Here is a 25,706-nt window from a genome sequence, read left to right as displayed (position 1 = left end):
TTAAATTCCAAAAAAATACTACCAGAACACAGGTAGCGCCGTGAAGACATTCACATTGCTGGCCGTCCCAATACCCAATTGACCGTACATGTTGTCGCCGCTTGCCAGGAAATTTCCAATTTTAAAAATCAGGGTAAAATAGGGGCCAGCTTTGACAGTTTGCACACCACTGGCGACGTTTATGAACTGGTTTGAATTAATAGTATTGCCACTTCCCAACTGACCATATGCGTTATGTCCAGTTACCCACAGCGTCTGATCATTTTTTAAAATAGCAGCATGTTGTGATCCCGCGCTAATAGCTTTTACCTGATCGGCAACTTGTATAAAATGATCGCTGCCGGTATTATTACCCGTCCCCAGTTGACCGTCAGTATTTGACCCGGTTGCCCAGACCGTGCCGTCTTTTTTTAGTAGCATTGAAAAAGTCTCGAAGCCTGCGGCCACAGCCATCACGTTGTTCGTTACAAGCGTGGGAGTGGTTCTGTTCAACCCATCGCTGAGCCCTAATTGGAAATTATTATTCGAGCCTGCAGCATATAGTGAGCCATCTGTTTTGAGGATCAGCGTGTGGTGATAGTTAGCGCTTACGGCCATTACATTATCCGTAACACGCGTAAATACACTTACACTATTTGTATGACCCAACCCAAGTTGCCCAGCATTATTGTAGCCGGTAGCCCAAAGCGTATGGTCTGTTTTAATGATGAATGACATGTATATGCCTGCATAGACGGCTATGGCATCAGTGGCAACCTGGAAAAAAGTTTTTTTTGTGTTGCGCGATGTGCTGTCACCCAGTTGACCGTAAAGATTGTTACCAACCGCCCAAACGGTACCATCGTGCTTTAAGACGAGCGTATGAAAGCTCTCTGCTGCAACAGCTTTTACGCCCCCCATAATGAAAACCGGCGAGGAACGATTACCGCCGCTAATACCTAATTGCCCGTACAGATTGTTTCCCGCACCGTATAGATTGCCATCGGGGCTTAGGAAGAAACTATTCCGTATTGTCGTTGATATCTGCCACTTTGCTTTTGCCAGGGAGTAGGTGACCCCCATGTAAGTAATTTCGATAAAATCGGCACTTTCAGTGATGCTAAAGTTGGCAATACCTGCAGGCCCCTGCGGTCCTGTAGCTCCCGGCGCTCCTGGCGCCCCCTGTGGTCCAGTGGCTCCTGTAGCTCCTGGCGCCCCCTGTGGTCCTGTGGCTCCTGTAGCTCCTGGCGCCCCCTGTGGTCCAGTGGCTCCCGTGGCTCCTGTTGCCCCCGTTGTTCCCGGGATCCCTTGTGGTCCGGTGTCCCCCGTTGCTCCGGTTGCTCCGGTTGCGCCGGGCGCCCCCTGTGGTCCAGTGGCTCCGGGCGTTCCTGGCAGCCCCTGTGGTCCTGTGGCTCCGGGTGTTCCTGGCAGACCCTGTGGTCCAGTGGCTCCGGTTGCTCCGGTTGCACCTGTTGTTCCCTGCGGACCCTGCGGTCCCGTGGCACCCGTTGTTCCCTGCGGACCTTGAGGTCCTGCCTGACCCTGTATTCCCTGCAAACCCTGCGGACCTGTGGCCGCGACTGGGTTCCCCGCACCATCTTTTACGATCATCCAGGCGTTACCTCCGTCATAGCTCGCCATCCATTGGTTATTACTAACCCTGAACTGAGGCGTAGCACCATCTTTCCCGTTGACGCCATCGTTTCCGGTTACCCTGAGTTTTTGTCCGCCCTGAAGCATAAATTCCCCACCAACGGTCCAGTAATACCAGCCATCGGTATCTTTTTTTACACCCATAACCGGAGCATTTACGCCATCCGCTCCATTTTGTCCGTCTTTACCAGCGGCTCCATCCTTTCCATTGGTAATGGTAAGTGTACTGCCATTGCTCATGGTGAGCTGGTAGCCCGTAGCTGTAGTTGCGTAGGACCTTACACTAACGTTTTGCTGTAGTGCCGCGGTAATGCCTTTTAACGTGGTGATATCTGCATTGATAGATTTGACGGTAGTTTCAAGCGCTGCGATGCGGGTGGTCAGACCGTTTATGTTGTCTTCCTGTTGTTGTTGTCTTCTTTTGATCTCACCAAAATCGGTACGCTGACAGCCGACTGAAAGTAAAATGGCTATAGAAAAGAAAAGTAGTTGAACTCTCATCATGAGGAAGGGTTTATTCTTTAATTTGATAGTGACTATTATTTTTTCTGATGCGTGGACCCCCCGCCTATATCAAACTGAAACCCGGCGGAAGTGTACGACTGGATATTGACTCTCCAGGATGGATCTGTGCGGATACCCTCAAAGCGGTCATCGCTTAGCCAGGATACCGATGTTCGCAGGTAAATTCTTGAGCGACCGTCCAGTTTTAGTTGAATACCGGCATCGCCACCAACTGAGTAGAACCAATTTGCCGGCCTGGCACCTGCGGTCAGTTTGCCGTTGGTTAGTTTATCATAGATACCCGGCCAGAATCGGTTCAAATAGTAGTGGGGAGCCAGTTCTAAGTCTGCCCGCCTGTATTTTGAGGGGCTTAACAGTGTAAGTACTTGCACCGGGAACCTCACACCCGTTCTCAGATAGGTTGTCCGGCTGTAGATGTCGCCCAGTTTCCAGTTGCCCTGCGTATAAGTAATGGTTCCGGTACTATTGATATAGTCTTCTGTCTGCCAGCCCGAGGCGCCCAGCACAGCTACACCCCGTTCAGCGCTGATTTCGGTAGCCAGCCAATTGGTAAGCCTATAACCCGCGGCCGGTCCGCCGGCAACGCCAGGGTAAGTCGTTGTGCCGATGGAATAAAGATCTCCCCAGAACAAAGCAATGCCCGTGTGAACCTCGCCATAAAACCTGGAGGTTGATAGCGAAGTCTGTTGAGCATCTGATGAGACTGGAAGGCAAAGAATACCCATGACCATCAGCAAACAGAACCTGATCCTTTGCATTGGCATATTGTTTTTTCTCATGAAGTTGCAGTTTTACCAGAGACCAGCAAGTGTGTGTTGTTTTTTGTCGCGCCGCCTTGCCGGATTGAAGTCTCGCGGTTGATTTAGTGTATCACCATTTAGTGATGTTTAATGAATATTTTTCATGTTTTGTTTGATGAGGCCAGGCCACCGCCATTCTGAAACCGTAATAGATCCATACAGCTAGCATGCTTATTAGGGCTGTTTGTATAATGATGATGACGAGGTATGTTTCCTTCCCGCTCCTCAATCTGTAAAGATGCCACAATGCGAGCTCCATTTCCAAATTTTAGGGCGGACAAGTCTGGACGTTTTTATTTAATTGAATATTAAATAGTTGTAAATGACCCGGACGAAAACGGACAGGCCAAACCCGAGCTGCGGGTTTGGTTTCAATTACGAATGGTCAATGACGAATTACGAATGATTTAAAAAGAGTAGGATTCTGTTTGAAAATGGCGCATTCAATTAAGATAGACACTCGTTTAGTTTGAGTCAATTGGGAATTACGCGAGTCAACGACGAATGACGAATGGTTCATGTGTAAGGTAGAGAACTGAGTACTAAAATGCTTTTCTCGTAATTCGTAATTCCTAACTCGGAATCCTTAATTATTAATTATTAATTGCATGTGAGGTTAGCTCTCTAGATAATCGTCCTGATATAATTTTCCAATTCGCCGCGGCTACCCAGATTTAACCTGGTGCGAAGTCGGCGTCGAGCTCTGGCCACACTTTCGGGGCTGATGCCCAAAGTAGCGCCAATCTGCCGGTTATCTAATTGCAGGAATATCAGTGCGGCAAGCCTTTCTTCTGCCTGCGTGCAGGGTGAAAGTTTTTCGTAAAGCGAAGCGAAGAATTCAGGATACGCCTTGCTGAATTCTTTTTTGAAAGTGAGCCATTCAGCGTCAGTAACCAACGTGAACTGCAGCAGGTTTTCAGGGATTTCTCCCGGACCCGCCGTGGTGGTCAGTTGTTTTTGAAGAGCGACGATGAGTTCGTTCTTCTCGATGATAGAATGGGTGAACCCCTCGATTTTGTTTCGTGCTTCTGCAACTTCCCTCGCCGCGATTTCCTGTTTTTGTAGTACCTCCTGGTATCGCATTTTTTCTTTAAGTCGACGACGGTTATACAACAACAGTATAATTATCATCAGCAAAGCAATACCTATCAAGACGGCATTTCGATTTCGGCGTTCTTTCAAATAAGCGAACTCTGCGCGTTCAAAACTTAACTGTAGGTTGTCAAAAGCCACGTGCCGGCTGACTTTCGCAAAATTACTTTCGTCAAAAATGCTGTCAATCACACTCTTTAACTGGTGATATCTATTTGAATAAGCCAGTGAGCTGTCAGCCCTGCCTGTTTTCTGGTAAAGATCACTGATCCCGTGCAGTGCAAGGAGGCGCTGTTCCGGAAGGTCGACTGTACTGCTAAATAACAGGGCCTTTTTTCTATTATCCAGGGACTTCGAAATATTACCTTTTAAAAAATGCCCCTCAGCCAGGTTGTTATAGGCCATCGCAATATTCAGTGTATCTCTTGTTTCCAGGGCAGTTTCGAGATACACTCTCAGCAGCGGCCAGGCGTCATCGAAGCGGCCCTGCTTTACAAGTGCGAGGCCGATATTACCTCTTGCAATACCCAGCCATATCTTTTGAAACGCAGAATCTCTGGATGGATTCGCAGTCAGCGCGATTAGGATCTGCTGATAGTAGTAGTGAACACTGTCATAAATATTCAGTTTCTTATAGCCCGATCCCAGAATATCCATTTGCCTGATATATACCCGTCTGTCCCAATGTAGCGCATCCTCTTTCCATCGATTTAGTCCTTCCGTTGCGTATTTTATGCTATGCCTGTAATCACCTGTCTGGTATAGTGCCGCGCTTACGCCAAAAAACCTGTTCTGTACATTGGCAAAATGATTGAAACCGATTTCCCGCTGAAGCTCCAACGACTTTAGGTTATAGAAAAGATAATCATAACCGGAGAGAATCATGTCCCCATAGAGGGCGTATAGCTCTGCGTTGAGTTGCTCATCTTTCAGGGGGTAAGCCAGTTCAATGGCATGCATGGCCAGTTCTGATCTTTTTTTAGTGGGAGCCAGCTCAAACTCCCTTTGGCCTAATACCTCAAACATCATTGTGCGTACCATAAGCCTCCTGTCGGAGTGCAATTCCAGGTATTTATAGAGTGCTGTTACAGTCCTTTCGAAGGTTTGCGGTGTCTGCTTAAACTTCATCACATCATACAGCGCCTGAGATTCCTTGCTCTGCTTAATTCCCTTCGTTGAAAAAGCTCTAATATAAGGAGCAATATCTATTTCCTGGGATTGGCACAACAAGACGCTAAACAAAAAGCTGGTCAAGAAAGCTGTTTTCAATAGTCTATCCGGGTTTGAGTTAGATTTTTCAGGCGACAAAATAGACATAAATCTTCACAGTAGCAACACGAAGCGGTTATTTCGGACATCCCGTTATTTGGGTTAGAACCATTATCGATCAGCTCAATAATTATAAATTATTTGCATCCGGGAATAGAACTTCGTATATTTAGTATCTGTTACCATATTTGATTCTTCTGCAAATACGGTCAGCGTGCTGTTGAATTGTGAAAACTGCAGTCATTTTTAAATTTTATAAATGATAGCAATAACAGATATCCTTTTCACTGATAAATTCAACAAAAACAATAAAAATGAAAAACCTGATCTTTGTTTTAGCGGCAGCTACGCTGTTAGGATCCTGCTCAAGCATGGGAGGGTCTGCCTCATTACAGGCTAAAGTTGACTCACTGCAAAAAGAACTGAAAAAGTTCACCGATGAAAAGGCGATAACCGACCAGCGGCTTATCCGATTTGATTCGCTTGATTTTGATTTCTACAGTAATCAGAAATGGGAGGATTTTACGCAGAGCCATGCGCCGGACATTAAGGTGTATTATCCTGATGGAGCTACTTCAGTGGGATTATATCCGCAACACATCGACATGATCAAAGGCCAGTTTGTGTTTGCACCGGATACAAAAATAAGAACCCATCCGGTTCGTTTCGGTAGTGGCGACTGGACTGCAGTCATTGGTATAATGGACGGTACTTTTTCCAAACCGATGCCCATTGGTGGCGGCAAAACGATTCCACCTACCAACAAAAAGTTTAAGCTCATGATGTGCACTGTCGGGCACTGGAAGGGAGGTACGATGATTGAGGAGTACCTGTTCTGGGACAACCAGTCCTTTATGAAGCAAATAGGCCTGGCAAAATAGAAGATACTTCTGCGTGTATTGAGCTATCCGATAAGATGACTGTCGGCACCGGCAACGAAGACTTCTCCAGATTAAAGGAATTTAACGGGGAGTTTTGTTGCCGGTTTTTTTGGCGTCAGCGGGAATGGGTTTATAGCCTCCTGGTGACCCTCAAACATGTATTGTTTGTTTCTTGGCATACTTGAGATTTCTCCCCTATACTACGCCCATCCACGATGTAAGTGATGTGTCTTCCATAAGAAATGTGTTAAATGCTTTGGTTTTAATTAGATTTGTTGATACATTTAGACACTGTATGCCATGAAATGACGACGCAGATTGGTAAATAATTGGACTATGATTTATCGGCCGCGATGGGGCTTAATTTGAACATGCTTAGGAGATAATTGATATGCTCAATTACTATTTTAAAGATACAATAGAATCTTTTTTAGGGAAAAGTGTTGAAGAAATAATCGGTGCAATTACTATTGCAAACGAATTTGATTCAACCCAACTTCAAAACAAATCGTGGGAGCGACAAATACCCATCCTAAAAAATGCTTTGAGGGGATATACTGGAACAATCTTTTTTGAGTTTTCCGTTCCGAGAATGGGAAGCAGAATCGATTCGATTGTCATAATTGATGACGTGGTATTTGTAATAGAATTCAAAGTGGGTGAACAAAAATTTCTTCACCAGCAGATTGAGCAGGTTTGGGATTATGCCCTTGACCTTAAAAATTTCCATAAACCTAGCCATTCAGCGATCCTCGCGCCAATTCTTGTTGCTACCGAAGCTAGAAGTTCATTTCTAGAAATAAAGGCGACATCACACGATGATAATCTTTTACTGCCCTTGAAGACTGGGGAAAAAGATCTGGGATTGATATTTAAGAATGTGGTAAGCTTTTTCAGGGGTGATTTGGCAATGAGCGGAGACGATTTTGCTAGTGGAAGCTATTCGCCAACTCCCACGATCATTGAAGCTGCTATTTCGCTGTATAATAATCATTCAGTAGCGGATATCACTCGGAGTGAAGCGGGAGTTAAGAATCTTACACTTACTACATCAGCAATTTCGGAGATTATCGAACAAGCTAAAGAGCAGCACCAGAAAGTCATTTGTTTTGTAACAGGCGTCCCGGGCGCAGGGAAGACGCTCGTCGGCTTGAAAGTTGCAACGCAACATTTGGACAAGGAGAAAGGAAATACGAGCGTTTATCTTTCAGGTAATGCACCGCTTGTGGCAATTTTGCAGGAGGCTCTGGCAAGGGATAAGGTCAAAAGAGAATCAAGCTTCGGGAGAAGGGTGACAAAAAAGGAAGCGAAGCAGGCCGTAAAATCATTTATACAAATTATTCACCATTACCGGGATGCCTATTTGGTAAATCCTGAAGCGCCATACGATCACGTCGCAATATTTGACGAAGCACAAAGAGCCTGGAATAAAGAGCAAACAATCAAGTTCATGCGACAGAAAAAGAATCAGCATGACTTCAGATATTCAGAGCCTGAGTTTCTGATTTCATGTTTGAACAGGCACGAGGACTGGGCAGTGATCGTGTGCTTAGTTGGTGGCGGGCAGGAAATCAACACGGGTGAAGCAGGTATCTCAGAGTGGCTATCTGCGATTGAAAATACTTTTAATGATTGGCATGTCTTTATTTCTCCAAATCTAACTGATTCTGAATACGCAGCAGTAGATGCGATAGAGAGACTTCAGTTAAAGTGTTCTGTCAACTATGATCAGGATTTGCATCTTGGTGTATCATTACGTTCTTTCCGATCGGAGAATCTCTCTTTGCTTATCAAGTACCTATTGGATTTGGAAGAAGAAAAAGCAAGAGTTGTTTATGAAACGATGCGTGGTAAGTATCCAATAGTTCTTACCCGGGATTTGTTTAAGGCAAAGGTCTGGCTTCGGGAAAAGGCACGTGGTAGTGAGCGATATGGAATGGTTGTTTCATCGCAGGCTCAACGATTAAAGCCATTTGCGATTGATGTAAAGTCGCCCATGAATCCCGTTAATTGGTTCCTTGATGGGAAGGATGATGTTCGATCCTCATTTTATCTGGAAGACGTCGCTACCGAGTTCCACGTTCAGGGTCTCGAATTGGACTGGTCCTGCGTCACTTGGGATGGTGACCTGAGATACGCGAAGGATGGCTGGAAAACTTTTTCCTTTAAAGGGAAGAATTGGCAAAATATCAACAATCTTGAAAGGAAAAAATATCTTATCAATGCCTACCGCGTATTATTGACCAGGGCGAGGCAGGGGATGGTTATTGTTGTTCCGGAAGGGGACTCGGCAGACCACACAAGGAAGCCTGAGTTCTACGATTCGACATTTAATTACCTGAAGCAAGTCGGTTTAGAACTTATTTGATGTTTTGAGCCTGGCTTACTTCAAAACTTTGCCTAAAAACTGCGATTGAAAAATAAATTGCCAGATTTTAGTGATTATTTGGATTTCCAATTATAGTAGTCCTCTAAATAACTGCATAATCCGCGAAGATCGGGGTGGCGTGAATTATTGTTAATGCCAAAGTAGGTAAGCATTTTTTTTAAATTGAGTATAAGTTGTTCGGCGATTTCAATTTTAGTAAGGAAAGGAAAATCATCAATCCCCGCCCCCCAAATTTGATTTCACAAAACTTCAGGGAGCGGCCTGTAGCGTGGTAGTCGGTCCGGCAACTGTCAGTACACCGTTTTTCGATACATTCATTCTGTCAATAAACACTACGCGTTCGTTGCCCGTTTGGCTGGTGCGGCCATGATACACGCAATACATCGTCTTGCCGTCGGGGCTGGTGGTCACGCTATTGTGACCGGTTCCGGTAACAATCCCACCCTGTGCCGTATTTTTTTGGAGAACGGGATTGTTTGAGGCTTTCACAAAAGGCCCCAGCGGATTGTTGGATGTGGCGTAACCCACCGCGTAATTTTTCCCGCCGAAAAAATTGGCCGAGTACATCATATAATAGGTGCCGCCTCTTCGGAAGATAAATGACCCTTCGGTCCAGCGCCGGTTCACTTCCTTGCTCGTTACAGACCGGCTTTCCCATTCTGCCTGTTTATCATCCATTTTCACCGGCGGACGCAACAACAGCACGGGTTCGCCAATGACTCCACTGAAATCAGGTTTCATTTCGACGCCATAGACCCAGCTTTCCTCAATTTCTCTAAACCATCCTTTCTTCCGTGCCCAGTCAGCCACCTCGCTTTCCACAGGATGTTTGTAAGCACAGCGTGAGTAGTATAAATAGATTTTTCCATTAGGTTCAAAAAGCACGTTAGCGTCTATGATCGGATACCGGGGATCAAAGACTGGCCGGTCGTACAGGTCGATGAATGGGCCGGTGGGCTTATCTGCCACGGCTACGCCAATCTTATAATTTTCAAGTTCATTATTCGGGTTCACTCTCCAGTGTGCGCTGTAAAATATGTAAAACCTGCCTTTGTGCTGATATACTTCGGGCGCCCAATAGTCTTTCTCGCCCCAGCCGTTTTTGTTGTCGCCAAAATACACCTGGCCCTCTTGTTTCCAGTGTACCAGATCGGAACTGCTGTATGCAGAGAACCCTTTCGTAGCGCCGCCTCCGGTTCCATACATATAATATTTATCACCTTTAACATGAAGCACATAAGGGTCGCCAAACTGCACAGGCAGGGGATTGGTGTAAGAGGTCTGTGGTGCCGACGCTGGCTGGGTCTTAGGCGTACACATGGCCAGCGTCATGCAACTTAAAATAGTCAGGATGCTTAATTTTGTCATTATTGTTGCGTATTTCTGTCTCTTATTCTAACGTTTGAACGTTATCGTCCAATTTGTCCGGGTCCGATAGAAACTATTATTTAACTTGACTTATCGGATCTTCGGGACGGCTGCAATTTAGTTCCGAAAGAGCATACTTGCAGTCTTTTTCCCGGTGGGCGTTCAGCTTATTCACGGCTCTGTGGTCCGGTCCGGACATAATGGATGTTGATACTGGCGCTGGATAGGCAGAGACACCGCTGTTCGAAGGTTGATGAAAATTGCAGACTTCCTGATAAATGCGGACTGCATGAGCAGGTGCTGGTGGAAGATGACAACAACGCCATCAGTCATGTACTCGAAATTATTGAAGCAGCCAGAAGATCTCAGGATACAGGGATGCGGATCAGGCTGAAAAGTAAATTCCCCTGGCCGATGGTGAAATAGGGAATACGGTGCCAGAGTGGTTACTATTGCACGGCCTTTTACGGTGAAATGCCTGAGGCTGCGGGGTAGTTTAATTTACCGTGCTAAAAACCCTAAACTCAGGAAAAGAACGATCTGGATTTCCGACCTTTACAGTAGCTACAACTTTCAAAAGGAACTTTAACCCAAAGTCCCGGATGGTAGGTCATGAATTTCAAGCGTTATTTGATCAATCCACTCGCAACATGGAGATACATATTGTCAAAAATTACGACGAGCTTAGCAAGCTGAGTGCTGATATAATTATCGAAGAACTCAAAAAGAAACCCGGTATGCTCTTATGCGCAGCTACCGGCGAAAGCCCCAAGGGCGCTTACCGCCTGCTCAAGCATGAACATACACTACGCCCGGAATTATTTGATACGATGCGCATCATCAAACTGGATGAGTGGGGCGGACTGCCCATGAACAACCCAGCTACCTGTGAATACTATTTGCAGGAATTTGTTGTTCGGCCGCTAACGATTCCTGAGGAAAATTATATTAGTTTTCAAAGCGACTCCCCGAAGCCCGTAGAGGAGTGCGGACGGATCCAAAAAAAACTGGACAAATCCGGCCCGCCGGACCTTTGTATCCTTGGATTGGGAGTTAACGGGCATATTGGATTAAATGAACCAGCCAGGGTATTAACTGCTGGGTGTCACGTTGCTGAGATCGCAACTTCATCACGCGGTCATTCGATGCTCGCGAATCTGGAGGAGAAGCCTTCGTATGGGCTCACTATGGGTGTGGCGGATATCTTGCTGTCACGAAGAATATTGCTATTGATTAACGGTCCGAAAAAAAAGAGCATCGTACAAAAACTTCTATCCAGGCAAATAACCTGCAGGATTCCCGCTTCCTTATTATGGCTGCATCATCATGTGGATTGTATCATTCAGGAAGATGCATACCCGGGGTCGTTACCGGTTGATAAAACATAAATCATCAGCTATGAAAAAGAGCGCTTATGTATTGCTTCCTTTATTCTTACTTGTAATTAACGCCATGGCTGCTGAACCGCCTGTCGCGCGTAGCCAGTTCAAGATTCCAACGTCTAACGGACTGATCGTATCCGTATATAATGTGAAGGCAGGGCACATTGATTATGTGTACCCTCATATTTTTGCACTGATTGATTCGGACAAGTATGTGCATCCGTTCGTAGGAAATATCACACTTAGGGGAAATTATAAACCTCTTCAGACCAGATACCTGGAGAATACCCATATCATTACCTGCCATTTCAAAGATTTTGACCTGTATTACCTGGCTTCATTTACCAGGCAGGACAAGGTGTTTTATATCATCGCCAGGGGAAATAAGGAGAAGATCCGTGACCTTGATTTCGATGCTCAAACAGGTGCGGGGACCATTGTACGTGGTATTGATCATTTGGAGAATCCGCTGGAAGATCTCCCCGTGCGAATTGATGGCAGTGCCTTAAAAGCTGCCTTTTTAAAACCTTATAAAAAAGGCGGATATGAAAAGTACTTCATGTATTCTTTCACGGATTCGCTGCATACCGATAAGACCATTCTGGAAAAAACGGCGGCAGAACTGCAAAGGGCAAATTATTCCCTGGTAGATGAGGAGCTGAGGTATATGCGAACATTGATCTCAACCTGCAAAATCCCCGCAAAGCTAACGACAGCCGAAAGGAATGTTGTAGAGCAGTCTGTCTCGGTACTGAAGATGTCGCAGGTGTCTGATAAGGAAATCTTTTCCAGGTCCCATGGTCAGATCATCGCCTCCATCCGGCCCGGTTTGTGGCATACCGCGTGGGTGCGCGACGGGGTGTTTGCCATCGAAGCGATGATAAAGCTCAGAATGTTTAACGAGGCCAGAAAAGGGCTTGAGTTTATGTTGAATGCCCGGCCAACCGGACAGTTTGTACACTATGTACACAAGGACGGCAAAGATTATGGCGCTGGAGTACCCTACGTTATTTCACTCACCAGGTATTTCGGAAACGGGCGGGAAGAATGCGATTTTAATGAGGATGGTCCGAATATCGAATTTGACGGATGGGGTCTTTTTCTTCAGGCATTTGTTCAATATATAAACACAAGTGGTGACAAGGATTTTTATAATAAATGGCGCGAATTGGTAGCCAGAGAAGTTGCCGGTCCCATCCTGCACGTGAGAGACGCAACCGGCTTGATTAAAGCTGATTCCGGTCCCTGGGAGCACCACCTGGCGTTGGTAAAAAAATATACGTTTACTACCGGAGTCAGTGCGCGCGGGCTGGAGATGTTTGCACAACTGCAACAAGTGCATCATCTCCCATATCTTGAATTCGCGAAAGGAGCTGCAGAGATGAAGCGGGCACTGAAGAAATATATGCTGATCGATGACCGGTATTTTAAGGGAAACGCAGAAGACTTCAGCACCGGAGATCATGAGTACTGGGATGGCGGTACTTTCGAAATATTTGCCAACGCCCTGATAACAGATAAGCAACTTTTCGCAAGGCACATGCAGGCTTACGACAGCACTATGCGGATAAAAGGCCCGCGGGACGGATATATCCGCTTGCGTAGCACCGATCCTTATGAAAACCAGGAATGGGTCTTTATGAACCTCCGCATTGCCCTGGCTCATTTTATGCTGGGCGAGAGGAACAGAGGCTACCAGATGACGCGTTACCTGACCAACCAGGCTTCGGCCAATTTCAACCTGCTGCCTGAAATGATCAGCAATAAGAAACAAATGCAGTTAGTGACCCCCGAATTTTATCAGTCGGAGGTTTGGTGTAATTGTATTCGTGATAAAGACGGGCAGTATATTGGCATGGTACCCATGGTGGGTTATGGCGCTGGGGCTTATCTGATATCGTTACTGACCTATTACGAAAAGTGAGGTCCGCCTGAGCTTAAATAAAAAATATACGGATGAACAATAAGATCAACAAGTGGTTACTTTTTACGTGTTTGATCTCTCAAACAGGTTTAGTCATGTCACAGACAATCAGCCAGAAAGTGGAATCGCTTTTGCGGAAAATGACGCTGGAAGAGAAGGTCGGCCAGTTGAATCAATACAATGGCGATTGGGCGGTGACGGGTCCGATTACCCGTGATGATGAAAAGCAGGAACAGATCCGGAAAGGGATGGTCGGTTCCATGCTGAATATCATGGGAGTGAATCATACGACGACCCTGCAGCAGCAGGCGCTGAAGAGCCGGTTGAAGATTCCGCTGTTATTTGGCCAGGACGTGATTCACGGGTACCGGACCACTTTTCCCATACCACTGGCGGAAGCTGCGAGCTGGGATATGGAAGCGATAGAAAGGTCAGCCAGATTGGACAGCCGACCATGCCACGGCTATTTTGTATACTTGGTGGCTGGGTACCCAGGCCGGTAATGCCATAGCCGATGTACTCTTTGGTGATTATAATCCTTCGGCAAAACTTCCTATGACCTTCCCGTTATCTGAGGGGCAGATTCCCATTTATTATAATCATTTTAATACCGGTCGACCTGCAACCAGCGATAGCGACAGGTTTTATCGCTCAGCTTATATCGACCTTTCCATTTATCCGAAGTATTCATTTGGCTACGGTTTGAGCTACTCAAAATTTGATTATAGCGATTTAAAGGTTAGCGCAACATCACTCAAAGGCTATCAAACGCTCAAAGCCAGTGTGCACATCACGAACCGCGGTAGCTATGACGGAGAGGAAGTGGTTCAGCTTTATATCCGGGATATGGTCGGTTCAGTTGTCAGGCCCGTGAAGGAGTTGAAGGGGTTTAAAAAAGTGATGATAAAAAAAAGTGAATCAATAATCGTTACTTTTGAAATTACCCCGGAAAGCCTGAAATTTTATAATGATTCTTTGATATACGATTGGGAAAGTGGCGAGTTCGAAATTATGATCGGGTCAAACTCGCGGGACCTGCTCAGTAAGAAAATAAACTGGGAGAAATAAATTATTGCTCGGAGTATCCATAATGCCGGGGCTCCATGAGGGTCAGCGTGCGGAGCCGTCCGGGAACGATTGCGCAAATAAAGGAACTTACGCGTTTGTTTCGCAGCGAATTCGGGGCTAACTTGGAGCCGCAAAACCCATGGCGGGGGTAGAACAATATTGTTGTCTATTTACATTGATTCATGGAATACAGGGAAATTGGTTGTACCGGAATGAAGGTTTCGGCGCTTAGTTTTGGCGCCTCCTCTTTGGGTGGCGTTTTTCACGAGGTAACGGAGAAAAGCGCCATGGATGCTGTGTTCGCCGCTGTGGACAACGGGATTAATTTTATCGATGTTTCTCCATATTACGGTCATCTGAAAGCAGAAATTATTTTAGGCAAAGCATTAAAAGAGATTGATCGCGAGAAGTTTTATCTATCAACCAAAGTCGGTCGCTATGGTAAAGATGGCGTGAACGCCTGGGATTATTCCGCAAAAAGATCGGTGGAAAGTGTCTATGAAAGCCTGGACAGACTGCATACGGATTATTTGGATCTCATCAGCGTCCACGATATCGAATTTTCAGATCTGGAACAGGTTTGTAAAACCACCCTGCCGGGGCTGGTGGAACTAAAATCAAAAGGGGTCGTGCGGCATGTGGGTATCACCAATCTGACGCTGCGCCATTTCAAATATATCATTGACCATGTGCCCGCGGGTACCGTGGAAACGGTGCTTTCATTTTGCCATTATTGCCTCAATGATGATGCGCTGGTGGATTACCTCGACTATTTCAGGGAGCGTAAAGTGGGCGTGATCAATGCCTCGCCATTTTCGATGGGGCTGCTGACGGAAAGGGGTGTGCCCGACTGGCATCCCGCGCCAAAACCGCTGATCGACCTTTGCAGAAAAGCTGTGGAATATTGCAGGTCAATGGGAAAGTCGATTGAACAATTAGCCATCAAATATTCGATCTCAAACCCAGAGATCGCCACAACCCTCTTCAGCACCGCCAACCCTGAGCATGTGGTTCGTAACATCAGGTGGGCGGAAGAGCCGCTGGATGAGGATTTACTGGCTGAGGTACGTAAAATTCTGGAGCCGCGGATGAGAGACACCTGGTTGAATAGCTGAAGTAAAAAAAGAACATTATGAACGCAGTGCGAATAGAAGCGGAAGGGAGAACATCCCTGGTTGATATCGAAAAACCGGTTTTAAAACCTGACGAGATCCTGGTTAAGATAAGGTACGTGGGTTTTTGCGGTTCCGATCTTAATACTTTTTTAGGACGAAACCCGATGGCCAGACTCCCCGTGATTCCCGGCCACGAGATCGGCGCAGTCATTGAAGAACTTGGCACAGAGGTTCCGCCCGGTTTTAGCGCCGGGTATGCCTGTACAATCAACCCCTATACAAATTGCGGTAAATGTTCCGCCTGTCGTAACGGGCGTGTGAACGCCTGTGAATTCAACGAAACCTTTGGTGTACAAAGAGATGGCGCCATGTGCGAATACAAGGCTGTACCCTGGTCAAAAGTGTTGGTAGATAATGCTATTACACCACGCAACTTTGCGCTGGTGGAGCCCATGAGTGTAGGTTTTCATGCAGTGGCCAGAGCGGAGGTTACTGATCTGGATTACGTGATGGTCCTGGGTTGCGGAATGATTGGCCTCGGCGCGATCATCAGAGCGGCACTGAGGGGAGCTAAAGTCATCGCCGTGGATATCGATGACCGGAAACTGGCGCTGACAAAGGAATTAGGTGCGATGTTCACGATCAACAGTGCATCGCAGTCCCTGCACGACGAACTTCAAAAAATAACGTATGGATTTGGACCCGATGTCGTGATTGAAGCAGTGGGAAGCCCGGCTACCTATGTTACTGCTGTCAATGAAGTGGCTTTTACCGGAAGGGTAATCTGCATAGGTTATGCGAAAGCAGAAGTGTCTTTTCAGACAAAATTCTTTGTACAAAAGGAGCTGGACATCCGCGGTTCCAGGAATGCATTGCCTTCAGATTTCCGGGCGGTGATGGAATATATTAAACGCGGAACCTGCCCCGTCGATAAACTGATCTCAGGGATTTTTGAACCCGGAGAGGCGCAACAGGTATTGGAGCAATGGGTTGCTGAACCAGGTAAGGTTTTCCGGTATCTGATAAAATTCTAAAAATAATTATATGAATTTCCCCATCATAGATGCTCATGCACATCTCTGGTTACACCAGGGCGCCCTGGTTGAAGGCATGCAGATCAAAAGCCTCACCGGGGGGAAGTCGTTGTTTATGGGGGAGACCCGGCAGATGCTGCCACCGTATCTGATTGATGGAAGAAATACGGCTGAAGTGTTCCTGTCGAATATGGATTACGCGCAGGTTTCCGCCGCTGTCATTACCCAGGAGTTCATCGACGGCGATCAAAGCAGCTATTTATGGGAGGTTCAGCAAAAATACCCCCACAGGTTTCTGTGTTGTGGACTCATCGACCCGCGAAAGCCGGGATATTTTGAAAGAACAAAGGCATTGATCGACCAGGGATTCAGAGCCATGAAGATTCCGGCAAACCGGCTGATCAATGATCAGTCAAGGATATATCTGAATACCGATGAGATGATGAGGATTTTCGCGCTGATGGAAGAACGCTCCCTGATCTTGTCGATAGATCTTGCGGATGGCGATCAGCAGGTTGCAGAAATGAAAGAGATTATCGCCGCCTACCCCGCATTGAAAATAGCGATCGGGCATTTTGGGATGGTCACCCGGCCAGGCTGGCAGGAACAGATCAAACTGGCTTCCAACAAAAATGTTAGGATTGAATCGGGCGGGATCACCTGGCTTTTTAATGATGAGTTTTATCCGTTTAATAGCGCGGTCGGGGCAATAAAGGAAGCGATTCAACTCGTGGGTATCGAAAAACTCATGTGGGGATCCGATTATCCACGCACCATGACAGCTATCACTTATAAGATGTCTTACGATTTTATCCTGAGGTCCGGTTTGCTGACAAAGGATGAAAAGAGATATTTCCTGGGAGAGAATGCTCGCGATTTTTATGGGTTTAATGATTTGATGTCCTTGCCTTACATCAGGAACATGTGTGAATAAAAATAAGTAACTGAGGAATGGATATTGTACGCCTGAACTTAATGGAACTATTTGTATTTGTTGGGATGCTATGTGCGGCCGCCAAACCCCCGGAGACCGTTATTATCCATTTGCCTGTCAGTAACGCCGCCAGAACCAGTTTCCGAAGGAACGCCCAGATTCCCGAATATCCGTCTGAGCAATATTACCGCATATACGAAAGAAGCGATGTATATTAGCGGGCTGCGGGAAATGCCTGCCAGGTAATCATGGTAAAGATGTCATCCTGCACAATATCCTGGTCATAAAGGACATGATAACCTGTGGTCAGGAAGTTGATCCGGAAGATCTGAGAAGATCAGAAAATTAAACCTGCAGTAAAACGGTTAAAATTGCTCAATATGATACAAGGACTTAAAGTGGCTGGGTTATGGGTGTTGCTGATTTCAACCCAGACACTGTTCGCACAGGATTTAACGCTATGGTATAATAAACCTGCGCAGAAGTGGGTGGAGGCGCTTCCCATCGGTAACGGGAGACTGGGTGCGATGATCTTTGGCGGTGCAAAACAGGACAGGATACAGTTTAACGAAGAAACCTTATGGACCGGGTACCCGCGTGATTATAATAAAAAAGGCGCCTGGCACTATCTGGACACGATCAGGAACTTATTATTTGCTGGTAAACAGGCTGCCGCCGAATCGATCGCGGAGCAACATTTTATGGGGCTGAAATCAAACGAAGGCAGCCGAGAAGCCTGGGTGGCTAAGATTAACACGATTTTCCAGAAGCCCGATAATCCGTCATTGCCGGATTATAATGATGCGGCCTGGAAGGAAATCCGCGTACCAAACTATGATGGATGGGAAGCTGAAGGTTTTGAAGGCTTGGATGGTGCAATCTGGTTTAGAACCAGCTTCGAACTGCCTGAGTCCTGGTTTGGCCGTGATCTGAAACTCGATCTGAACAGGATCACAGATGAAGATCGTACCTATCTGAACGGCCGATGGAAATATTTTATACAGGATGATGAACCGCCCGCAGCAGGGCAGTACCAGGCAAGCTATCAGCCCTTTGGCGATTTGTACCTGAACTTCAATCTGGATGAGTCAAAGATTTCTCAGTATCATCGCGGCCTGGAACTAAGCAATGCTATGGCGACGACAAGCTATACATACAATGGAGTACGATATAAACGCGAATACCTGGCTAGCGAGCCGGCGCAGGCAATAGCCGTGCATTTAACTGCAAGCAGGAAAAATAGCGTCAGTTTTGAACTTGCATTAAGCAGTCCACATAAGAATTTTTCGGTTGAAAAATTTAGCGATGGCGTATTAAAGCTGGGTGTGAAAGTCAGGGACGGCGTTTTAAAAGGAGCGGCGCTGGTAAGTTGTAACACGGAAGGTGGCGAGCGCAGTATTTCGGGAAACAAATTGGTTGTCCGGAATGCCAATGCGGTAACATTATACCTGTATGCTTATACAAACTTCAATGGTTACGATCAGCCGGTGAAGGATAATGAAGCGGAATTGCGGGCTGTATCTGCGATGGCCAGGAATGCTGGTAAATCATTTGCAGCCATTCAATCATCCCATATCAAAGAGTACCAGCGTTATTTCAACACGCTTTCTGTCGGCTTCCCAAATCCGGATCGCGGTAAAATTCACTCATTGGTGAAAAAGTATGTCAACTCCGATCCGTCGCTACTTCCGACTGATGAGCGGTTAGCCCGGTTTGCCAGTTCTGATGATCCGTCTTTTGTAGCCCTTTACCTGCAATACGGTCGCTATCTGCTGATCAGCAGTTCTCGCCCCGGTACCAGGCCGGCGAACCTCCAGGGAATCTGGAACGACCAGCTCAATCCACCCTGGGGCAGTAAGTACACGACCAATATAAATCTCGAAATGAATTATTGGCCGGCAGAGCTGCTCAATCTTTCGCCCATGCACCAATCGCTCTTTCAGATGATCCGGGAGCTGTCGGTCGCAGGACGTGAGACGGCACGCGAGTATTACCGGGCCCCCGGCTGGGTATTGCATCATAACACCGATCTGTGGCGGGGTACAGCGCCCATCAACGCCTCCAATCACGGCATTTGGGTAACCGGTGGCGCCTGGCTCGCCGATCATTTATGGGAACATTTTGCTTATACCCGCGACCTGAAATTTCTGCGCGATACGGCTTATCCAATTATGAAACAGGCTGCTTTATTTTTTAATACGTATTTAGTGAAGGACCCGCGAACAGGTTGGCTGATCAGCACTCCCTCGAATTCACCCGAGCAGGGCGGATTGGTGGCAGGTCCCACGATGGATCACCAGATCATCCGGGCGCTTTTCAAAAATACAATCTCGGCATCTGAATTATTAGGCCTGGATGCTTCCCTGCGCTCTGAGCTGAAAGAGAAGTATGCCAGGATCGCGCCAAACCAGATAGGGAAATATGGTCAGTTGCAGGAGTGGATGCAGGATATCGATGATACCACCAATAAACACCGGCATGTATCGCATCTTTGGGGGGTGTATCCCGGAAGCGAAATCAATTGGGAGAGCAGTCCGGATCTGATGAGGGCCGCAAGACAATCTTTAATATACCGCGGCGATGCCGCTACCGGTTGGAGCCTTGGCTGGAAGATCAATTTGTGGGCCCGGTTCAAAGATGCGGAACACAGTTATAATTTGATCCGGATGTTGCTGAGTCCGGCGATTGGCGGTGCTGGCAGTTACCCTAATTTATTTGACGCCCATCCCCCGTTCCAGATCGACGGAAACTTTGGTGGCGCAGCAGGTATTGGCGAATTATTGCTACAGTCGCACACGCAATACATCGATATTCTTCCGGCACTGCCGGCGGCATTGCCTACGGGGGAAATTAGGGGGGTCAGGGCAAGGGGGAATTTCACCCTGGATATCAAATGGGATAAGGGGAAGCTGCAAAAGCTCAAGGTGATCTCTTTGACGGGAGGAGATTGTCTCCTGCGTTACAACGGGAAAGTAGTGAAGCTGGCAGCCTCCAGGAATGGAGTTTATACTTTTAATGGATCACTCGAACGGCAGAAACAACTTTGATATAACAGAGGACTGCTCATATCGCGGTCCAGGGTGTAGCAGATACTAATGTAAAATTATACACTTAAAAATAGTTTAATGTGAGAACAAAGCTGATTTTTTTATGGGCTATCCTTTTTTCACTGGCTGGAACAGCCCAGGGACTGCAGGTTAGCAGTCTCCGATGTGAATACCGGAAAAATCCGTTTGGGATTGTGGAGCCGCGTCCACGGCTTAGCTGGGAAATACAGTCAACCGGGAAAGATATAGTACAAACGGCCTACAGGATCATCGTCGCCAGTGATCCCGGGTTGTTGTCAGAAAACCAGGGTGATATCTGGGATTCAAAAAAAGTCAGTAGCACAGATGCAGTGAACGTTCGGTACGATGGCAAGAGACTTCTCCCCGGCGGGACCTATTATTGGAAAGTAATGGTGTGGGATAATAAAGGAAATAGTTCACCATATAGTGATATTAGTTTCTGGCAGATGGGATTGCCCGATAAAGCAGACTGGCAGGGCGCTACATGGATCGCCTTTCAGGAACTGCCAGACAGCAGCGTTATAGTCCCTTTCGCGCATGGCAATGGGCAGAAAGCCTGGGGTGACAGACCTGATGTCTTACCTCAGTTCAGGAAGACATTTGAGATCCGCAAGCAGCTGAAAAGCGCGACGGTCTTCATTTCGGGACTGGGACAGTTTGAGTTGTCGGTAAACGGACAGAAAACCGGCGATCATTTTTTAGATCCCGCATGGGCGCAGTACAGCAAACAAGCACAGTATGTTACTTTCGATATTACCCGGCAATTGCAGCAGGGTGAAAATGTCCTGGGCGTGATGCTGGGTAATGGATTTTATTATATACCCGGGGAGCGCTACCGGAAACTAACCGGCGCTTATGGATACCCTAAGATGATCGCACTGGTGACCGTCAAATACAGAGACGGCACTTCCGAAATTATCGTGAGCAATTCATCCTGGAAAACCACAACTTCACCCATTTATTTTTCAAGCATTTACGGTGGGGAGGACTACGATGCCAACCAGGAGCAGGCAGGATGGAATAAGCCGGGTTTTGATGATAGATCCTGGAGCAATGCGCTGTCGACGAAAGGTCCGGGAAAAATGACCCCGCAGATAGCGGAGCCGGTAAAACAATTTGAACAGTTCAGGCCTGTCAGCAAGAAACTCCTCCGCCCGGGCGTTTGGATCTATGATCTGGGACAGAATTTTTCAGGTATCCCGGCGATTGAAGTGGAAGGACAAAAGGGGGACACCATACGGATGTACGTTTCTGAGCTGATCAATGAAGACGGCAGTGCCAATCAAAAAGCTACGGGGAGCCCTCATTATTACACCTATGTGCTGAACGGCAGGGGTATTGAAAAATGGCAGCCCCGGTTTACTTATTATGGTTTCCGCTATATCCAGGTTGAGGGAGCTTCACCAAACGGTGAAGATAATACATCCCGACTGCCGGTGATCAGGGATATCAGGGGTATACATATCCGCAATAGCGCCGAGACGATTGGTGAATTCTCCAGTTCTTCGGAATTGTTTAATAAAACAAATGAACTGATCAAATGGGCGATCAAAAGTAATTTGGCAAGTGTTGTCACAGATTGCCCGCACCGCGAGAAGCTGGGATGGCTGGAGCAGACTCATCTCATGGGGACGTCCATCCAATATAATTTTGATATTGCCGCTTTGTACGAAAAAGTGATCAGGGACATGATGCAGGCGCAAACCGCGGATGGAATGGTCCCTGATATAGCGCCCGAGTATGTTCAATTTGGCGGGGGCTTCCGCGACTCTCCGGAATGGGGAAGTGCTGCTGTCATCCTGCCCTGGTACACCTACCAGTGGTATGGCGATAAGTCTGTTCTGGAAATGGCCTACCCGATGATGAAAAAATATGTAGCGTATTTGAGAAGTAAATCCGGGAATCATATTATTTCGTATGGGCTCGGTGACTGGTTTGATATCGGTCCGGGCAGCCCCGGTGTTTCTCAACTGACGCCGTTGGGGGTAACCGCTACGGCCATGTATTATTATGACCTGACCATACTGGTGAAGGGCGCCGACCTATTGGACAAAAAGGATGAAGCGAAGCAGTTTCAGGATCTGGCTAGCGCAGTAAAGACTGCTTTCAATAACAAATATTTTGATGAGTCCCGGAAGCAATATGCGTCAGGCAGCCAGACCGCCAACGCGATAGCCATCTGTGTGGGTCTGGTGGACCCTGCTTATAAAGACGCAGTGCTGGAGAGTTTGATCAAAGATCTCCGGTCGCGAAACAATGCGCTGACAGCGGGCGATGTCGGATACCGGTACGTGTTACGTGCGCTTGAAGACGCTGGTCGCAGTGATGTTATTTATGATATGAACAGCCGCGATGATGTGCCCGGTTACGGTTACCAGCTAAAAAAAGGCGCCACCGCGCTCACCGAGTCCTGGCAGGCGTTTGAAAATGTTTCCAACAATCACCTGATGCTGGGACATCTCATGGAATGGTTTTATTCCGGGCTATGCGGTATCCGACAAAAAGAAGGATCGGTGGGGTTTAAAGAGATAGAGATCAAACCACAGCCCGTGGGTGATATCAAGTATGCACGGGCATCTTATAAGTCGGTGAACGGTAGGATCGCTGTAAATTGGACAAAAGAATCTGACAAATTTCACCTGAGTGTGATAATCCCGGTGAATACCGTGGCCACGGTATATTTTCCGCCGGCAAGCAAAAAGGCGCCGGTAAAGCTGGGATCAGGGTCGTATAATTTTATAGTCAACCTAAAATAACCACGTAGGAGGTTAAGTGCATTATTACAAGATTTATAGATCATATAAGATGCTGACATGTGATAATTAAAAATATAAAAACTACACATGAAACTGATTCAATTAATACTAATATTTCTGTTATCATTCAATTGGATTCCTTCCCGGGCGCAGAAAGTTGTCCCGCAGGCTGTCATGCAGAAAATATTTGAGGAAGTCAGAACGCCCTACAAATACGGACTGGTACTATTGCCTCCCGATGCGAAACATAAAATCGACTGCCCCACTGTTTACAGGTCTGGCAATACCTGGTTTATGACTTATATCGTTTTTGACGGAGGCGGTTATGAAACCTGGCTGGCGCGTAGTAAGGATCTGCTGAATTGGAAGGTGATAGGAAAACAATTGGCCTTTACCTCGCACGGTTGGGATACCCGTCAGAAGGCAGGGTACAACGCTTTGACTAACACAGAATGGGGTGGCAACTATTCCCTGAAAAAATATAGCGGGAAATATTGGATGTCCTACGTTGGCGGCTCTGGCGAAGGCTATGAACCCGAGCCATTGGCAATAGGGATGGCCTACACCACGAAGAAACCGGATCGTGCCTTTGCCTGGGACCGTTTGCCCAATGCTGTTTTAACTGCCAAAGACCCGGATGTGCGGTGGTGGGAAAACAGAAATAAATTATTTAAGAGCACTGTCATTGAAGACCGCGATCGACTTACCGGCAGCCGGTTTGTAATGTATTACAACGCGGTGGGGGATTCGCTGCCAGATAACAAAGAAACCCGCTGGTATGAAAGAATAGGTATGGCTGTCTCCAATGATATGGTGCACTGGACAAGGTTTTTGAAAGAGCCTGTGGTGCATCATCCCGCGGGTATTACGGGCGATCCTGTGATTCAGAAAATTGGAAAAATATGGGTGATGTTTTATTTCGGCGCTTTCTGGCAGGGGCGGTCAGACGCCTTTAACCGGTTCGCCTGTTCTTATGATCTGATTCACTGGACCGATTGGAACGGGGACGACCTGATCCGGTCATCTGCGGCGTTCGACAAAAGATATGCACATAAATCCTTTATATTGAAATATAAAGGAGTGGTCTATCATTTTTACTGTGCGGTGGATGAAAAGGATAATCGCGGTATCGCAGTGGCTACATCGGTTGACAAAGGGCAGAGTTCCCTGCATTTTGATAACTGACAGATCTGGCAGATCTGCTTATTTCATGTCGTAAGCCGCCAGGTTTTCCCGGAGTGCCGAATTTTATACCTTCTCAATTTCCAATTTTATCCTATTTTTGCCCGATTTTTCATTTCAAACCTTTCGACATGTCTGATAAACACAAACCCGCAATTTTATTATTGGAAGACGGAACCGTTGCTGAAGGATTGGCATTCGGCGCTATCGGAACCACAACCGGCGAGATTTGCTTTAACACTGGAATGACGGGCTACCAGGAAGTGTTTACTGATCCCAGCTATTTTGGCCAGATCGTGATCATGAACTCAGTACATGTGGGGAATTATGGCGTTTTTGATCAGGACGTTGAGAGCAATGGTGTGAAGATCCTCGGCGTGATAGCCAAGAACCTAAATGAGAACTATTCAAGACGGAAAGCAAAAGGTTCGTTGCAGCAATATCTGGAAAAGAACAATATCGTATCAATTCACGGGGTGGATACCCGGGCCCTGGTTGCTCACATACGCACAAAAGGTTCTATGAATTGTATTATTTCCTCGGAAATTTTTGATATCAATGAACTGAAAAGCAGGCTTGAAGCGGTGCCTAATATGAACGGACTGGAACTGGCGTCAAAAGTCTCGACACCCGAGCCTTTTGCCGTAGGAGAACCCGATGCAGACCTGAAGATCGCAGTACTGGATTATGGTACGAAACAGAATATTCTGAAAAGTATTGCTTCACGTGGTGCGTATCTGAAAGTTTTTCCCGCAAAGACAACCTTTGAAGAGCTGAAAGCTTTTAACCCAGACGGTTATTTCCTGTCAAATGGCCCTGGCGACCCGGCTGCGATGGATTATGCGGTGGGGACCATTCAGCAGATGATCGAATCTGAAAAACCCCTTTTCGGTATCTGCCTGGGTCACCAGTTGCTGGCGCTCGCTAACGGTATTCCTACCTTTAAGATGCACCACGGACACCGGGGACTCAATCACCCTGTAAAAAACCTGGTGACTGGAAAATCTGAAATTACGAGCCAGAATCATGGTTTTGGTGTAGATCCTGAAGCGGTAAGAACCGCCAGTGGCATAGAAGTGACCCATATCAACCTGAACGATCAATCCATCGAAGGTATCCGCATGACAGGTAAACCGGCCTTTTCTGTGCAATACCATCCGGAAAGCACGCCCGGCCCCCATGATTCCAGATACCTTTTTGATGATTTCATCGGAATGATCAAACAATACAAAGAGTCACAGGCCAGAAATAATCAATAACCAGGGAATCGCACTTAGGTTGGAATTT

20 protein-coding genes are annotated in these 25,706 nt (G+C 46.8%); 15 read left to right on the top strand and 5 right to left on the bottom strand.

Annotation, left to right across the window (positions count from 1 at the left end):
* Positions 1-18: 18 nt before the first annotated feature.
* From AC3WS5_RS12580 to AC3WS5_RS12565, 4 genes are all read right to left on the bottom strand, one after another.
* The gene (locus AC3WS5_RS12580; protein ID WP_492467739.1) at positions 19-2,136 is read right to left on the bottom strand and encodes an RCC1 domain-containing protein; all 2,118 of its coding nucleotides are present in this window, start codon (positions 2,134-2,136) and stop codon (positions 19-21) included.
* A 35-nt stretch (positions 2,137-2,171) separates the two neighbouring features.
* Complete coding sequence (locus tag AC3WS5_RS12575; protein ID WP_492467738.1) at positions 2,172-2,936, bottom strand: hypothetical protein; 765 nt, start codon at positions 2,934-2,936, stop codon at positions 2,172-2,174.
* A 91-nt stretch (positions 2,937-3,027) separates the two neighbouring features.
* Positions 3,028-3,216 carry a hypothetical protein gene (locus AC3WS5_RS12570; RefSeq protein ID WP_492467737.1) on the bottom strand — a complete coding sequence of 63 codons (189 nt, stop codon included), beginning with the start codon at positions 3,214-3,216 and terminating at the stop codon, positions 3,028-3,030.
* Between the two features lie 365 nt (positions 3,217-3,581).
* Positions 3,582-5,303, bottom strand: a complete 1,722-nt coding sequence (locus AC3WS5_RS12565) for a hypothetical protein (protein WP_492467736.1) — start codon at positions 5,301-5,303, stop codon at positions 3,582-3,584.
* A gap of 329 nt (positions 5,304-5,632) precedes the next feature.
* Between AC3WS5_RS12565 and AC3WS5_RS12560 the strand changes: the two genes are divergently transcribed.
* Positions 5,633-6,199: an ester cyclase gene (locus AC3WS5_RS12560; protein WP_492467735.1), complete on the top strand. Its 567-nt coding sequence runs from the start codon at positions 5,633-5,635 to the stop codon at positions 6,197-6,199.
* 592 nt (positions 6,200-6,791) lie between these two features.
* Positions 6,792-8,567, top strand: a complete 1,776-nt coding sequence (locus AC3WS5_RS12555; RefSeq protein ID WP_492467734.1) for a DUF2075 domain-containing protein — start codon at positions 6,792-6,794, stop codon at positions 8,565-8,567.
* Between the two features lie 270 nt (positions 8,568-8,837).
* Here the strand turns inward: AC3WS5_RS12555 and AC3WS5_RS12550 are convergent, their stop codons facing one another.
* Complete coding sequence (locus AC3WS5_RS12550) at positions 8,838-9,956, bottom strand: glycoside hydrolase family 43 protein (RefSeq protein ID WP_492467732.1); 1,119 nt, start codon at positions 9,954-9,956, stop codon at positions 8,838-8,840.
* Between the two features lie 204 nt (positions 9,957-10,160).
* On the opposite strand from AC3WS5_RS12550, the gene AC3WS5_RS12545 reads away from it, so the two are divergent.
* From AC3WS5_RS12545 to carA, 13 genes are all read left to right on the top strand, one after another.
* Entirely contained in the window at positions 10,161-10,382 is a 222-nt protein-coding gene (locus tag AC3WS5_RS12545; protein WP_492467731.1) for a hypothetical protein, read from the top strand.
* 224 nt (positions 10,383-10,606) lie between these two features.
* Positions 10,607-11,344, top strand: a complete 738-nt coding sequence (locus AC3WS5_RS12540; protein ID WP_492467730.1) for a galactosamine-6-phosphate isomerase — start codon at positions 10,607-10,609, stop codon at positions 11,342-11,344.
* 10 nt (positions 11,345-11,354) lie between these two features.
* Complete coding sequence (locus tag AC3WS5_RS12535; RefSeq protein WP_492467729.1) at positions 11,355-13,262, top strand: hypothetical protein; 1,908 nt, start codon at positions 11,355-11,357, stop codon at positions 13,260-13,262.
* A 95-nt stretch (positions 13,263-13,357) separates the two neighbouring features.
* Positions 13,358-13,765, top strand: a complete 408-nt coding sequence (locus tag AC3WS5_RS12530; protein ID WP_492467728.1) for a glycoside hydrolase family 3 N-terminal domain-containing protein — start codon at positions 13,358-13,360, stop codon at positions 13,763-13,765.
* Positions 13,731-14,330: a fibronectin type III-like domain-contianing protein gene (locus tag AC3WS5_RS12525; protein ID WP_492467727.1), complete on the top strand. Its 600-nt coding sequence runs from the start codon at positions 13,731-13,733 to the stop codon at positions 14,328-14,330. The genes AC3WS5_RS12530 and AC3WS5_RS12525 overlap by 35 nt, the downstream gene beginning before the upstream one ends.
* A 182-nt stretch (positions 14,331-14,512) precedes the next feature.
* Positions 14,513-15,445, top strand: a complete 933-nt coding sequence (locus tag AC3WS5_RS12520) for an aldo/keto reductase (protein WP_492467726.1) — start codon at positions 14,513-14,515, stop codon at positions 15,443-15,445.
* A gap of 17 nt (positions 15,446-15,462) precedes the next feature.
* The gene (locus AC3WS5_RS12515; RefSeq protein ID WP_492467725.1) at positions 15,463-16,479 is read left to right on the top strand and encodes a zinc-binding alcohol dehydrogenase family protein; all 1,017 of its coding nucleotides are present in this window, start codon (positions 15,463-15,465) and stop codon (positions 16,477-16,479) included.
* A gap of 10 nt (positions 16,480-16,489) precedes the next feature.
* The gene (locus AC3WS5_RS12510) at positions 16,490-17,413 is read left to right on the top strand and encodes an amidohydrolase family protein (protein ID WP_492467724.1); all 924 of its coding nucleotides are present in this window, start codon (positions 16,490-16,492) and stop codon (positions 17,411-17,413) included.
* A 17-nt stretch (positions 17,414-17,430) separates the two neighbouring features.
* Positions 17,431-17,631 carry a hypothetical protein gene (locus tag AC3WS5_RS12505; protein ID WP_492467723.1) on the top strand — a complete coding sequence of 67 codons (201 nt, stop codon included), beginning with the start codon at positions 17,431-17,433 and terminating at the stop codon, positions 17,629-17,631.
* 162 nt (positions 17,632-17,793) lie between these two features.
* Entirely contained in the window at positions 17,794-20,460 is a 2,667-nt protein-coding gene (locus AC3WS5_RS12500) for a glycoside hydrolase family 95 protein (protein ID WP_492467721.1), read from the top strand.
* 80 nt (positions 20,461-20,540) lie between these two features.
* Positions 20,541-23,237, top strand: a complete 2,697-nt coding sequence (locus tag AC3WS5_RS12495; protein ID WP_492467720.1) for a glycoside hydrolase family 78 protein — start codon at positions 20,541-20,543, stop codon at positions 23,235-23,237.
* Positions 23,238-23,324: 87 nt separating this feature from the next.
* Positions 23,325-24,422: a glycosylase gene (locus AC3WS5_RS12490; protein ID WP_492467719.1), complete on the top strand. Its 1,098-nt coding sequence runs from the start codon at positions 23,325-23,327 to the stop codon at positions 24,420-24,422.
* A 128-nt stretch (positions 24,423-24,550) separates the two neighbouring features.
* Positions 24,551-25,678 (top strand): glutamine-hydrolyzing carbamoyl-phosphate synthase small subunit, encoded by a 1,128-nt coding sequence (gene carA / locus AC3WS5_RS12485; RefSeq protein ID WP_492467718.1) that lies wholly within the window; start codon positions 24,551-24,553, stop codon positions 25,676-25,678.
* Positions 25,679-25,706 lie beyond the last annotated feature (28 nt).

This window comes from Niabella sp. CPT15-335-S11, from assembly GCF_058792415.1.
This window is presented reverse-complemented; position numbering and strand designations above follow the sequence as displayed.